General features: G+C 70.8%; 11 protein-coding genes. 9 read left to right on the forward strand and 2 right to left on the reverse strand.

Annotated elements, in window-relative coordinates; translation table 11 throughout:
• The first annotated feature begins 101 nt into the window (after nt 1-101).
• Genes desA through ACIRG6_RS03950 form a run of 4 tightly spaced genes read left to right on the forward strand, consistent with a single transcriptional unit; the run spans nt 102 to nt 5,125 of the window.
• Complete coding sequence (gene desA, locus ACIRG6_RS03935) at nt 102-1,544, forward strand: lysine decarboxylase DesA (RefSeq protein WP_403320551.1); 1,443 nt, start codon at nt 102-104, stop codon at nt 1,542-1,544.
• On the forward strand, nt 1,528-2,811 hold the full coding sequence (locus ACIRG6_RS03940) for a lysine N(6)-hydroxylase/L-ornithine N(5)-oxygenase family protein (protein ID WP_403320552.1): 1,284 nt from the start codon (nt 1,528-1,530) through the stop codon (nt 2,809-2,811). The genes desA and ACIRG6_RS03940 overlap by 17 nt, the downstream gene beginning before the upstream one ends.
• Nucleotides 2,808-3,359: a GNAT family N-acetyltransferase gene (locus tag ACIRG6_RS03945; RefSeq protein ID WP_318219487.1), complete on the forward strand. Its 552-nt coding sequence runs from the start codon at nt 2,808-2,810 to the stop codon at nt 3,357-3,359. Before ACIRG6_RS03940 ends, ACIRG6_RS03945 begins: the two co-directional genes overlap by 4 nt.
• On the forward strand, nt 3,356-5,125 hold the full coding sequence (locus ACIRG6_RS03950; protein WP_364674648.1) for an IucA/IucC family protein: 1,770 nt from the start codon (nt 3,356-3,358) through the stop codon (nt 5,123-5,125). Before ACIRG6_RS03945 ends, ACIRG6_RS03950 begins: the two co-directional genes overlap by 4 nt.
• Nucleotides 5,126-5,202: 77 nt before the next feature.
• Here the strand turns inward: ACIRG6_RS03950 and ACIRG6_RS03955 are convergent, their stop codons facing one another.
• Nucleotides 5,203-6,807, reverse strand: a complete 1,605-nt coding sequence (locus ACIRG6_RS03955) for a beta-N-acetylhexosaminidase (RefSeq protein WP_403320554.1) — start codon at nt 6,805-6,807, stop codon at nt 5,203-5,205.
• Nucleotides 6,808-6,884: 77 nt separating this feature from the next.
• On the opposite strand from ACIRG6_RS03955, the gene ACIRG6_RS03960 reads away from it, so the two are divergent.
• From ACIRG6_RS03960 to glmS, 3 genes are all read left to right on the forward strand, one after another.
• Nucleotides 6,885-7,772: a DUF4429 domain-containing protein gene (locus tag ACIRG6_RS03960; protein ID WP_403320557.1), complete on the forward strand. Its 888-nt coding sequence runs from the start codon at nt 6,885-6,887 to the stop codon at nt 7,770-7,772.
• 64 nt (nt 7,773-7,836) lie between these two features.
• Entirely contained in the window at nt 7,837-8,094 is a 258-nt protein-coding gene (locus ACIRG6_RS03965) for a hypothetical protein (RefSeq protein ID WP_189230889.1), read from the forward strand.
• 38 nt (nt 8,095-8,132) lie between these two features.
• Nucleotides 8,133-9,950 carry a glutamine--fructose-6-phosphate transaminase (isomerizing) gene (glmS, locus tag ACIRG6_RS03970; RefSeq protein ID WP_403320560.1) on the forward strand — a complete coding sequence of 606 codons (1,818 nt, stop codon included), beginning with the start codon at nt 8,133-8,135 and terminating at the stop codon, nt 9,948-9,950.
• A gap of 78 nt (nt 9,951-10,028) precedes the next feature.
• On the opposite strand, the gene ACIRG6_RS03975 is transcribed toward glmS, so the two are convergent.
• On the reverse strand, nt 10,029-10,556 hold the full coding sequence (locus tag ACIRG6_RS03975; RefSeq protein WP_073723318.1) for a universal stress protein: 528 nt from the start codon (nt 10,554-10,556) through the stop codon (nt 10,029-10,031).
• 304 nt (nt 10,557-10,860) lie between these two features.
• On the opposite strand from ACIRG6_RS03975, the gene ACIRG6_RS03980 reads away from it, so the two are divergent.
• Both ACIRG6_RS03980 and ACIRG6_RS03985 read left to right on the forward strand, forming a co-directional pair.
• On the forward strand, nt 10,861-11,241 hold the full coding sequence (locus tag ACIRG6_RS03980; RefSeq protein WP_403320563.1) for a hypothetical protein: 381 nt from the start codon (nt 10,861-10,863) through the stop codon (nt 11,239-11,241).
• 386 nt (nt 11,242-11,627) lie between these two features.
• Nucleotides 11,628-12,827, forward strand: a complete 1,200-nt coding sequence (locus ACIRG6_RS03985) for a helix-turn-helix domain-containing protein (RefSeq protein WP_239766466.1) — start codon at nt 11,628-11,630, stop codon at nt 12,825-12,827.
• The last annotated feature ends 81 nt before the right edge of the window (nt 12,828-12,908 follow it).

Genomic DNA, 12,908 nt, shown 5'->3' on the forward strand with positions numbered 1-12,908 from the left:
TGCGTTTGGACGCCGCTCATTAGGTTAGGCTTACCTAAGTTCGAAGCCCGGGCTCCGCCCCTCTCCGTCCCTCTCGGACCGTCCCACCGGAGGACCCCCACATGCGCTCGCACCTGCTCAACGACACCACCGCGGAGCAGTACCGCCACTCCGTGACCCAGGGAGTCGAGCGGGTGGCCGCCAAACTCGCCACCACCGACCGGCCGTTCACCGGCATCACGGTCGACGCCCTCGCCCCCCGCATCGACGGGATCGACCTCGACACGCCGCTGCACGACACGGCCGCGGTCCTCGACGAGCTGGAGGACGTCTACCTCCGCGACGCCGTCTACTTCCACCACCCCCGCTACCTCGCCCACCTCAACTGCCCGGTCGTCATCCCCGCCGTGCTCGCCGAGGCCGTCCTGACCGCCGTCAACTCCTCCCTCGACACCTGGGACCAGTCGGCCGGCGGCACCCTCATCGAGCGGAAACTGATCGACTGGACGACCGCCCGCATCGGTCTCGGCCCGGCCGCCGACGGCGTGTTCACCTCCGGCGGCACCCAGTCCAACCTCCAGGCGCTGCTGCTGGCCCGCGAGGAGGCCAAGACCGACGAGCTCGCGAAACTGCGCGTCTTCGCCTCCGAGGTCAGCCACTTCAGCGTGCAGAAGTCGGCGAAACTGCTCGGTCTCGGCCCCGACGCCGTCGTCGCGGTCCCCGTCGACCACGACAAGCGCCTCCAGACCGTCGCCCTCTCCCGCGAGCTGGAGCGCTGCGCCGCGGACGGCCTCGTGCCCATGGCCGTCGTCGCCACCGCCGGCACCACCGACTTCGGCTCCATCGACCCGCTGCCGGAGATCGCCGCGCTGTGCGGCCAGTACGGGGTGTGGATGCACGTGGACGCCGCCTACGGCTGCGGACTGCTCGCCTCCCTGAAGTACCGGGACCGGCTGACCGGCATCGAGACGGCCGACTCCGTCACCGTCGACTACCACAAGTCCTTCTTCCAGCCGGTGAGTTCGTCCGCCCTGCTGGTCCGGGACGCGGCCACCCTGCGCCACGCCACCTACCACGCGGAGTACCTCAACCCGCGCCGCATGGTGCGGGAGCGCATCCCCAACCAGGTCGACAAGTCCCTGCAGACCACCCGCCGCTTCGACGCCCTCAAGCTGTGGATGACGCTGCGCGTGATGGGCGCCGACGGCATCGGCGAGCTCTTCGACGAGGTGTGCGACCTCGCCGCCGCGGGCTGGCAGATCCTCGCCGCCGACCCGCGCTTCGACGTCGTCGTCGAGCCGAGCCTGTCCACGCTGGTCTTCCGCTACGTCCCGGCCGCCGTCACCGAGCCCGCCGAGATCGACCGCGCCAACCTGTACGCCCGCAAGGCCCTGTTCGCCTCCGGCGACGCGGTGGTCGCGGGCACCAAGGTGGCCGGCCGCCACTACCTGAAGTTCACCCTGCTGAACCCCGAGACGACCACGGCCGACATCGCCGCCGTCCTCGACCTGATCGCCGGCCACGCCGAGCAGTACCTGGGAGAGTCCCTTGACCGCGCTTCCTGAAGCCAGTGCCCCGTACGACTTCGTGGGGATCGGCCTCGGCCCCTTCAACCTCGGCCTCGCCTGCCTCACCGAGCCCATCACCGAGCTGAACGGCGTCTTCCTGGAGTCCAAGCCCGACTTCGAGTGGCACGCCGGCATGTTCCTGGACGGCGCCCACCTCCAGACCCCGTTCATGTCGGACCTGGTCACCCTCGCCGACCCGACGTCCCCGTACTCCTTCCTCAACTACCTGAAGGAGAAGGGCCGGCTGTACTCGTTCTACATCCGCGAGAACTTCTACCCGCTGCGCGTCGAGTACGACGACTACTGCCGCTGGGCCGCGAACAAGCTGAGCAGCGTCCGCTTCTCCACGACGGTCACGGAAGTGACGTACGACGAGGCGGACGAGCTGTACGTCGTCGCCACCACGTCCGGCGACACCTACCGCGCCCGCCGCCTCGTCCTCGGCACCGGCACCCCGCCGCACATCCCGGACGCCTGCCGCGGGCTGGCCGGCGACTTCCTGCACAACTCCCGCTACGTCCAGCACAAGGCGGACCTGCAGAAGAAGAAGTCGATCACACTGGTCGGCAGCGGCCAGTCCGCCGCCGAGATCTACTACGACCTGCTCAGCGAGATCGACGTCCACGGTTACCGGCTGAACTGGGTGACGCGCTCGCCGCGCTTCTTCCCGCTGGAGTACACCAAGCTCACGCTGGAGATGACCTCCCCGGAGTACGTGGACTACTACCACGCGCTGCCCGAGACGACCCGCTACCGCCTCACGGCCGAGCAGAAGGGCCTGTTCAAGGGCATCGACGGCGACCTGATCAACGAGATCTTCGACCTGCTGTACCAGAAGAGACTCGGCGGCCCCGTCCCCACCCGGCTGCTCACCAACTCGGCGCTGACCAGCGCCCGGTACGCCGACGGCACGTACACGCTCGGCTTCCGCCAGGAGGAACAGGGCAAGGACTTCGAGCTCGTCTCGGACGGCCTGATCCTGGCCACCGGCTACCGGTACACCGAGCCGGAGTTCCTCAAGCCCGTCCGCGACCGGCTGTGCCACGACTCCCGGGGCAACTTCGACGTCGCCCGCAACTACGCCGTCGACATCACGGGCCGGGGCGTGTTCCTGCAGAACGCGGGTGTCCACACCCACAGCATCACCAGCCCCGATCTGGGCATGGGTGCCTATCGCAACAGCTGCATCATCCGAGAGCTGCTCGGTGGCACCGAGTACTACCCGGTCGAGAAGACCATCGCGTTCCAGGAGTTCGCCGTATGAGCACCCCCACCGCCGCGACGATCGGCGACCTCACCCTGCGTCCCCTCGACCCGCTGAAGGACGCCGTCCTGCTGCACGGCTGGGTCACCCACCCGAAGTCGGCGTTCTGGATGATGCAGGACGCCTCTCTGGTGGACGTCGAGCGCGCCTACATGGAGATAGCCGCCGACGAGCACCACCACGCCTACCTCGGCCTGCACGACGGCGTCCCCGCCTTCCTGATGGAGAAGTACGACCCGGTCCACCGCGAGCTGACCGGCCTGTACGAGCCCGAGCCCGGCGACGTCGGCATGCACTTCCTGGTCGCCCCCACCGACCGGCCCGTGCACGGCTTCACCCGGGCAGTGATCACCGCCGTGATGACCGAGCTGTTCGCCGACCCGGCCACCGCCCGCGTCGTCGTCGAGCCGGACGTCGGCAACAAGGCCGTCCACGCCCTGAACGCGGCCGTCGGTTTCGTGCCCGACCGCGAGATCCAGAAGCCGGAGAAGAAGGCGCTGCTGAGCTTCTGCACCCGCGAGCAGTTCGAGAAGGCGGTGTCCGCATGAGCCTCGCCGACGCCGTGACCCACCTCTCCCCCGAACGCTGGGAGCGGGCCAACCGCCTCCTGGTCCGCAAGGCGCTGGCCGAGTTCACGCACGAGCGGCTGCTCACGCCCGAGCGCGACGGGGAGGCGTACGTCGTCCGCAGCGACGACGGCAAGACCCGGTACCGCTTCACCGCCACCGTCCGGGCCCTGGACCACTGGCAGGTGGACGCCGGCTCGATCACCCGCCACCGCGACGGCACCGAGCTCCCGCTCGCCGCCCTGGACTTCTTCGTCGAGCTGAAGGAGTCCCTGGGGCTGAGCGACGACATCCTGCCGGTCTACCTCGAGGAGATCTCCTCCACGCTCTCCGGCACCTGCTACAAGCTCACCAAGCCCCACGTCACCTCCGCCGAGCTGGCGAGGAGCGGCTTCCAGGCCGTCGAGACCGGCATGACCGAGGGCCACCCCTGCTTCGTCGCCAACAACGGACGGCTCGGCTTCGGCATCCACGACTACCTGTCGTACGCCCCCGAGACCGCGAGCCCGGTACGGCTGGTGTGGCTGGCCGCGCACCGCTCGCGGGCGGCGTTCACGGCGGGCGTGGGCATCGCGTACGAGTCCTTCGTGCGGGACGAGCTGGGCGAGGCGACCGTCGAGCGCTTCCACGGCGTGCTGCGCGAGCAGGGCCTGGACCCGGCCGACTACCTGTTCATCCCGGTCCACCCCTGGCAGTGGTGGAACAAGCTCACCGTGACCTTCGCCGCCGAGGTCGCCCGGCAGCACCTGGTGTGCCTGGGCGAGGGCGACGACGAGTACCTGGCCCAGCAGTCCATCCGCACCTTCTTCAACACCTCGCACCCCGAGAAGCACTACGTGAAGACGGCCCTGTCCGTCCTCAACATGGGCTTCATGCGCGGCCTGTCGGCGGCGTACATGGAGGCCACCCCGGCCATCAACGACTGGCTGGCGCAGCTCATCGAGAACGACCCGGTGCTGAAGTCGACGGGCCTGACGATCATCCGGGAGCGGGCGGCCGTCGGCTACCGGCACCTGGAGTACGAGCAGGCCACCGACCGCTACTCGCCGTACCGCAAGATGCTGGCGGCGCTGTGGAGGGAGAGCCCGGTGCCGTCGCTCCGGGACGGCGAGACGCTCGCCACCATGGCCTCCCTCGTCCACGTCGACCACGAGGGCGCCTCCTTCGCGGGCGCGCTGATCGAGCGGTCGGGCCTGCCTCCCACCGAGTGGCTGCGGCACTACCTGCGGGCCTACTTCGTCCCGCTGCTGCACAGCTTCTACGCCTACGACCTGGTCTACATGCCGCACGGCGAGAACGTGATCCTCGTGCTGAAGGACGGGGTGGTGCGGCGGGCGGTCTACAAGGACATCGCCGAGGAGATCGCGGTGATGGACCCGGACGCGGTGCTGCCGCCGGACGTCTCGCGCATCGCCGTGGAGGTCCCCGAGGACAAGAAGCTGCTGTCGATCTTCACGGACGTCTTCGACTGCTTCTTCCGCTTCCTCGCCGCCAACCTCGCCGAGGAGGGCATCCTCGATGAGGACGCCTTCTGGCGGACGGTCGCGGAGGTCACCCGCGCGTACCAGGAATCGGTGCCGGAGCTGGCCGACAAGTTCGACCGGTACGACATGTTCGCGCCCGAGTTCGCGCTGTCCTGCCTCAACCGGCTCCAGCTGCGCAACAACAAGCAGATGGTGGACCTCGCGGACCCGTCCGGCGCGCTGCAACTGGTCGGGAACCTGAAGAACCCCCTCGCGGGCCTCTGACGGCTCCGCACGGACGGACGGGCACCCCGGAGACGGTCCTCCGGGGTGCCCGTCGCGTGGCGGGTCAGGGCGTCCGGTCAGGGCGTCCAGGGCACCTGGGGCGACCGGTAGTAGTCGATGCCCAGCGCCTCCCAGCGCGGCGCCTGCGCGGCCAGCCGCACCTTGTAGGCGTCCCAGTCGTGCGTCGCGGCCGGGGACCAGCCCAGCTCGGCGACGCCCGGCAGCCTCGGGAAGGCCATGTACTCGAGCTGGTCCGGTTCGGACAGGGTCTCCGTCCACAGCGGCGCCTCGACACCGCGGACCGCGGCGGCCGGCACGCCCGGCAGATAGGCGCCCGGGTCCCAGTCGTAGGACCGCTGCACCTCCACGTAGCCCGCCCAGGACAGACCCAGCGGGGTGTCCTTGGTGTACTTCATGTCGAGGTAGGTCCGGTCGGCCGGCGAGACGATCAGACCGGTGCCGTTCTGCGCGGCCTTGGCGACCTGGGCCTTCTCCGCGGCACTGGTGCCGTCCAGCCCCCAGTACTGGGCGAGCGCCCCCTTGGCCGGGACGGCTCCGGTCAGCTGGTGCCAGCCGACCACCGTCTTGCCGTACGCGGCGACGATCGGCTGCACCCGGTCCATGAACTTCACGTAGTCCGCGTGCGGCGTGGAGTGCGCCTCGTCGCCGCCGATGTGGAGGTAGCGGCCCGGGGTGAGCGCGGCCAGCTCGCGCACCACGTCGTCCACGAAGTCGTACGTGATGTCCTTGTCGACGCACAGCGAGCTGAAGCCGACGCTGGTGCCGGTGTACAGCGGGGGTGCCACGCCGTCGCAGTTCAGCTCGGCGTAGGAGGCGAGGGCCGCGTTGGTGTGGCCCGGCATGTCGATCTCGGGGACGACCTCCAGGTGCCGGGAGGCCGCGTAGCGCACGATCTCCTTGTAGTCGTCCTTGGTGTAGTAGCCGCCGGGGCCGCCGCCGACCTCGGTGGAGCCGCCGTAGGTGGCCAGGCGCGGCCAGGAGTCGATGGCGATGCGCCAGCCCTGGTCGTCGCTGAGGTGCAGGTGCAGCTTGTTGAGCTTGTACAGGGCGAGCCGGTCGATGTAGCCCTTGACCTCGTCGACGGTGAAGAAGTGCCGGGAGACGTCCAGCATGGCGCCGCGCCAGCCGTAGCGCGGGGTGTCCTCGACGGTGCCGCCCGCGACCAGCCAGGGTCCGGGCTGCACGGACCTCTTCTCGACGGCCGCGGGGAGCAGCTGACGCAGGGTCTGGACGCCGTGGAAGAGGCCGGCGGGCTCGGCGGCGGTGATGGTGACGCCGGCGCGGCCGCTGTCGAGGCGGTAGCCCTCGTCGCCGTACGGGCCCTTCGCCAGGCGCAGCCGGATGCCGCCGTCGCCGTGGGAGGTGACGGGCAGGCGGTAGCCGGTGGAGGGCCGCAGGACGTCCGCGAGGTAGTCACCGACGCCGCGGGCCTCGCGCGAGCCGTCGACGCGGATGTGGGTGCCGCGGGTGATGCGGTACGGGCTTCCGCCGGGGTCGACCGAGGACGGGGCGGGGATCACCCGGTCCAGGGGGATCGGGGCCGCCTCCTGGGCCGGGGCCGCCCCGACGGTGAAGGCTCCTGCCGCCGCCACGAGCAGCAGCGACCCGAGCAGCCGGGTCAGGCGGGGAGTCGTTCCGCGGTGCCGTTGGTGCCGTCTCACGTGCTCTCCCTTCACGATGGGTATAGACCACTCTCCCGCACAATCGCCGCGCGCAGAAGCGATGGAACAATCTCCGCATGGCGGAAATCATCCAGAAGGACGGAACGTGGGTCTTCGACGGCGACACCCTGCGCCTGACGCCCGGACGCGACAAGAACGTCGGTCTGCTCCGCCGGGAACTGGGTGAACTGGTCGTCCCGCTGCGGGCGTTGGCGGGCATATCGTTCGAGCAGGGCAAGAAGTCCGGGCGGCTCAGGCTGCGGCTGCGGGACGGCGCCGACCCGTTGCTGCACGCGACCGGCGGCCGGCTGACCGAGCCGCACGACCCGTACCAGCTGATCGTGGACTCCGGCCGGTACGGCGTCGCCGAGTACCTGGTCGACGAGGTGCGCAACGCCCTGCTGCTGGAGCAGGTCCCGGCCGACCCGGTGGACGCCTACCTGCTGGCGGGGCCCTCCGTCCCCCTCTCGGTGTCCGCCGGGGACGGCACGGCGAGCTTCGACGGCGAGCGGGTGCGGCTGGAGTGGAAGTGGCAGGCGGAGGACTCCAAGTCCGCCGGCGGTCCGCGCACCCTTTTGCTCGCGGACATCACCGCCGTGGAGTGGCAGCCGTCGGTGGGCCTGGAGAACGGCCACCTCCGCTTCACCGTGCGGGCCGCGCCGGCCAAGATGCCGCCCAAGTACGACCCGAACGCGGTCGAGTTGTGGGGGTTCAAGAAGGACCCGCTGATGGCCCTGGTGGCCGCCGCCGTCCAGGCCCGGCTCCCGCACCCGTCGGGAGCGCCGGCCCTGGAGGGCGCGGGCCCGGCCGAACCCACCGCGCCCTCCACCCCCGCACCCGCCCCCGAGGACGACCACGACGCGCTGCTGCGGCGGTTGCGGGAACTGGGCGAACTGCACCGCTCCGGGGTGCTGACGGACGAGGAGTTCACCCTCGCCAAGCAGGCGGTTCTCCGGCGAATGTAAGGCTCCTGCCCGAAATCGGGCAAGATTCTTGCGAAACCGTCAGCCGTACCCCAGGATCTACCGGGTGCACGACGAACTCGTTGATCATCTGACGCGGTCCACGCCCCTCAGCCGGGGCGAGGCACTGCGCGTGATCCAGGACGTGCTCGCCTACTTCGACGAGACGACCGAGGAGTACGTCCGTCGCCGCCACCGCGAGCTGCAGGCCCAGGGCCTGGTGAACGCGACGATCTTCGAGCGGATCGCGGCGGAACTGAAGTACCGCGCGGTGGCACCACCGGAGCTGACGCTCCGCCAGCTGCGCCGCATCGTCTACGGCTGAGCAGCCGTGGGCCACGAGACCTGCGAGGAATACGGTATATGTGCGGAATCGTCGGATACATCGGCAAGCGTGACGTCGCGCCCCTGCTGCTCGAGGGCCTCCAGCGCCTGGAGTACCGCGGCTACGACTCGGCGGGCATCGTCGTCACGTCCCCGAAGACGGCCGGCCTGAAGATGGTCAAGGCCAAGGGCCGGGTCCGCGACCTGGAGGCCAAGGTCCCGGCGCGCTTCAAGGGCACCACGGGTATCGCCCACACCCGCTGGGCCACCCACGGCGCCCCCTCCGACGCGAACGCCCACCCGCACATGTCGGCCGACAACAAGGTCGCCGTCGTGCACAACGGCATCATCGACAACGCCGCCGACCTGCGCCGCAAGCTGGAGGCGGACGGCGTCGAGTTCCTCTCCGAGACCGACACCGAGGTCCTCGTCCACCTCATCACCCGCTCCGAGGCGGAGAAGCTGGAGGACAAGGTCCGCGAGACCCTGCGGGTCATCGAGGGCACGTACGGCATCGCCGTGATGCACGCCGACTTCCCCGAGCGCATCGTCGTCGCCCGCAACGGCTCGCCGGTCGTCCTCGGCATCGGCGAGAAGGAGATGTTCGTCGCCTCCGACATCGCCGCGCTGGTCGCCCACACCCGGCAGATAGTCACCCTCGACGACGGCGAGATGGCCACCCTCAAGGCCGACGACTTCCGCACCTACACCACCGAGGGCACCCGCACCACGTCCGAGCCGACCACCGTCGAGTGGGAGGCCGCCTCCTACGACATGGGCGGCCACGACACCTACATGCACAAGGAGATCCACGAGCAGGCCGAGGCCGTGGACCGCGTGCTGCGCGGCCGGATCGACGACCGCTTCTCCACCGTGCACCTCGGCGGCCTGAACCTGGACGCCCGCGACGCGCGCGCCGTGCGCCGCGTGAAGATCCTCGGCTGCGGCACCTCGTACCACGCGGGCCAGATCGGCGCCCAGATGATCGAGGAGCTGGCCCGCATCCCCGCGGACGCCGAGCCGGCCTCCGAGTTCCGCTACCGCAACGCGGTCGTCGACCCCGACACCCTGTACATCGCCGTCTCCCAGTCCGGTGAGACCTACGACGTGCTGGCCGCCGTGCAGGAGCTGAAGCGCAAGGGCGCCCGCGTCCTCGGCATCGTCAACGTCGTCGGCTCGGCGATCGCCCGCGAGGCCGACGGCGGCATGTACGTGCACGCGGGACCCGAGGTCTGCGTCGTCTCCACCAAGTGCTTCACCAACACCTGCGTCGCCTTCGCGCTGCTCGCCCTGCACCTGGGCCGCACCCGCGACCTGTCCGTGCGCGACGGCAGGCGGATCATCGAGGGCCTGCGCAAGCTGCCCGCGCAGATCTCCGAGATGCTGGAGCAGGAGGAGGACATCAAGAAGCTGGCCGCGCAGTACGCCGACGCCCGCTCGATGCTCTTCATCGGCCGCGTCCGGGGCTACCCGGTCGCCCGTGAGGCCTCCCTGAAGCTCAAGGAGGTCTCCTACATCCACGCCGAGGCGTACCCGGCCTCCGAGCTGAAGCACGGCCCGCTCGCCCTGATCGAGCCGGCCCTGCCGACGGTCGCGATCGTGCCGGACGACGACCTGCTGGAGAAGAACCGCGCGGCCATGGAGGAGATCAAGGCCCGCAGCGGCCAGATCCTCGCCGTCGCCCACCAGGAGCAGGAGAAGGCCGACCACACGATCGTCGTCCCGAAGAACGAGGACGAACTCGACCCGATCCTCATGGGCATCCCGCTCCAGCTCCTCGCCTACCACACGGCTCTGGCCCTGGGCCGGGACATCGACAAGCCGCGCAACCTCGCCAAGTCCGTCACCGTGGAGTAGCACACCCGGCAGAACGCCCGAACGGCCCCGCACACGTGAGTGCGGGGCCGTTCGCGTCGGTCCAGGGTCACCCGGCCGTCAGGGAATGACCACCACGGGCCGCTGCGCCCGCTTGGCGAGGCGTCCCGCGACGGAGCCGAAGAGCCGGCCCACGAGGCCGTGGCTGGAGCCGACGACGATCGCGTCCGCCTCGTACTCCCGGCCCACCTCTTCGAGTTCGTGGCAGATGTCGCCGCCGCGCTCGACCAGGATCCAGGGCACCTCGGTGAGATAGTCCGCGCACGCCAGCTCCAGGCCCAGCACCTCGGTGCGGTGGTCCGGCACGTCGACGAAGACGGGAGGCTCGCAGCCCGCCCACACCGTGGTCGGCAGCCGGTTGGCGACGTGCACGATGACCAGGCCCGAGCCGAGCCGGCGCGCCATGCCGATGGCGTACGCGAGAGCACGCTCGCTGGAGGTGGAGCCGTCGAAGCCGACGACGACGCCGTGCTTGAAGGCGGGGTCGCACGACTGGCGTGGCTCTTCCGCCGCCAGGGGCTCGGCCGCCGTAGGTTCGGCGACGGGCCGCTTGCGGTCCGCGGGTTCGAAGAATTCGTGACCGGCCATGGCTGTCTCGGCGTTTATATCCTCTATGGGGGGCAACAGTGTGCGGCGGAGCTGTGTCCGGGAATGGTCTTCCCAACCCCATACCCCCAAGGGTACGGCGGCACGCCTCCTTCGCCCAGATCCCGCACGGGGTCCGCCGCGGGTTCCCCGGAGCATGCCCGAGGGGGCGCCCGTAACGCAATGGTTGCTGCGCTGTACAGGCGGTTTGCACGGGATTCAACTGTCCGTGCACCCGGCCGAGACTCGTCGTGACCGACGGACCGGACGGACGTTGATCTCCATGAGCCAGACCCAGGGAGCACGCATGTCCGGACCGCACCAGCCCGCCGAGCCGCCGTCCGGCGCGCCCGGACCGGCGGCGCCGGCGCGGGACGGTGTCACCGATCTGGTCCGCTGGGCGGCGTTCAGCTGCGCCCTCGTCCCGGTCGTGCTCCTCTGGTACGGCACCTCCCTCGCCGGCGCGGCCGGGACCGCCGCGGGACTGGCCGCCCTCACCGGCGCCTGCCGCGTGCTGCTGAGCCGGTCGGAGCGCGGCGCGGCCCTGCCGGGCGAAGGCGCTGGCGGGCCCGGGGAGAGCGCCGGGAATCACCGGGGCGCCGCGCCGCGGGCCGGGGGCCACCACCGGGCCGGGCGGGGCGGACGCGGGGGCGGTCACCGCACCGGGGAAAACACACCGGTCGGTTGACCGGTTTCCGCGCACGCGCCCGCTTCTTTTCAGCCAACTTCCACGGGGGTGTCTCCCCCTGCCCGAACCACCCCCCAACCCCCGTTCCACCTGCACGGACAGGGTCTCGGGGGCCCCGCGCACCCTATGTGGATTGGCCACTGCCACAAGGCGCACTTCCCTGGGGCGCCCCGGAGTGCGACGCTTCGTGATCGACTGCTTCACGCCAAGTTGCCATGTCGACAATGTCCCAAGTGCCGAACCGGCCACCTCGGTACGACAGGACGCAGTAGATTCGATCTTGACTGTCTACGGCGGGGGACTCGTGCAGGACCGAGGGGAAACGTGTTGGAGCGACAGACCCGAAAGGTTGAGGGCGCCGCGACCACCGAGGGGGGCTTAGCGGGATGAGCCACGACTCCACTGCCGCGCCGGAAGCCGCGGCCCGGAAGCTCTCCGGGCGACGCCGCAAGGAGATCGTCGCGGTGCTGCTGTTCAGCGGCGGCCCCATCTTCGAGAGTTCCATACCGCTGTCGGTGTTCGGGATCGACCGCCAGGACGCCGGCGTGCCGCGCTACCGACTGCTGGTGTGCGCCGGCGAGGACGGCCCGCTGCGGACCACGGGGGGTCTCGAACTCACCGCGCCGCAGGGCCTGGAGGCGATCTCACGCGCCGGCACGGTCGTCGTACCGGCCTGGCGTTCGATCACCTCTCCGCCGCCGGAAGAGGCGCTCGACGCCCTGCGCCGAGCACACGAGGAGGGCGCCCGCATCGTCGGGCTGTGCACCGGCGCCTTCGTCCTGGCGGCGGCGGGCCTGCTGGACGGCCGCCCCGCCACCACCCACTGGATGTACGCGCCGACGCTGGCCAAGCGCTATCCGTCGGTGCACGTCGACCCGCGCGAGCTGTTCGTGGACGACGGCGACGTCCTGACGTCGGCGGGCACGGCGGCGGGCATCGACCTGTGCCTGCACATCGTGCGCACGGACCACGGCAACGAGGCGGCCGGCGCGCTGGCCCGCCGCCTGGTGGTCCCGCCGCGCCGCAGCGGCGGCCAGGAGCGCTACCTCGACCGGTCTTTACCGGAGGAGATCGGCGCCGACCCGCTCGCCGAGGTCGTCGCCTGGGCGCTGGAGCACCTCCACGAGCAGTTCGACGTGGAGACGCTGGCGGCCCGCGCGTACATGAGCCGGCGCACCTTCGACCGCCGCTTCCGATCGCTGACCGGCAGTGCGCCGCTGCAGTGGCTGATCACGCAGCGGGTGCTCCAGGCGCAGCGGCTGCTGGAGACGTCCGACTACTCGGTGGACGAGGTCGCGGGCCGCTGCGGCTTCCGGTCACCGGTGGCGCTGCGCGGCCACTTCCGCCGCCAGCTGGGCTCGTCCCCGGCCGCCTACCGGGCCGCCTACCGGGCCCGCCGCCCGCAGGGCGACCGGCCGGTGGACACGGAGGGCGGTACGACGGGAGCGTCCCGGTCCCCCGCCCCGCACGAGGGCGGCCAGCAGCCGTCCCCCGTGCCGGCGGAGAGCCAGGTCCCGTTCCAGACCCGCCGCACCCCGCTCCCGGCCGCAGCGGCCAGCCTGCCGGGACAACGCAGCGCACCCTGAGCAACCTCCGAGAGCGCCGGTCGGGACTTGGGCCCGTCCGGCGCTCTCGGCCCGTCCGGTCCTGCCCCACACCGGACAGGC

The organism is Streptomyces flaveolus (assembly GCF_044765825.1).
Taxonomy (GTDB): Bacteria; Actinomycetota; Actinomycetes; order Streptomycetales; family Streptomycetaceae; genus Streptomyces; species Streptomyces flaveolus.

What these genes read in the sequence shown, in the direction of transcription:
- desA (WP_403320551.1), top strand. Translation starts at nt 102, where the DNA reads ATGCGCTCGCACCTGCTCAACGACACCACCGCGGAGCAGTACCGCCAC.
- ACIRG6_RS03945 (WP_318219487.1), top strand. Translation starts at nt 2,808, where the DNA reads ATGAGCACCCCCACCGCCGCGACGATCGGCGACCTCACCCTGCGTCCC.
- ACIRG6_RS03950 (WP_364674648.1), top strand. Translation starts at nt 3,356, where the DNA reads ATGAGCCTCGCCGACGCCGTGACCCACCTCTCCCCCGAACGCTGGGAG.
- ACIRG6_RS03960 (WP_403320557.1), top strand. Translation starts at nt 6,885, where the DNA reads ATGGCGGAAATCATCCAGAAGGACGGAACGTGGGTCTTCGACGGCGAC.
- glmS (WP_403320560.1), top strand. Translation starts at nt 8,133, where the DNA reads ATGTGCGGAATCGTCGGATACATCGGCAAGCGTGACGTCGCGCCCCTG.
- ACIRG6_RS03975 (WP_073723318.1), bottom strand. Translation starts at nt 10,556, where the DNA reads ATGGCCGGTCACGAATTCTTCGAACCCGCGGACCGCAAGCGGCCCGTC.
- ACIRG6_RS03980 (WP_403320563.1), top strand. Translation starts at nt 10,861, where the DNA reads ATGTCCGGACCGCACCAGCCCGCCGAGCCGCCGTCCGGCGCGCCCGGA.
- ACIRG6_RS03985 (WP_239766466.1), top strand. Translation starts at nt 11,628, where the DNA reads ATGAGCCACGACTCCACTGCCGCGCCGGAAGCCGCGGCCCGGAAGCTC.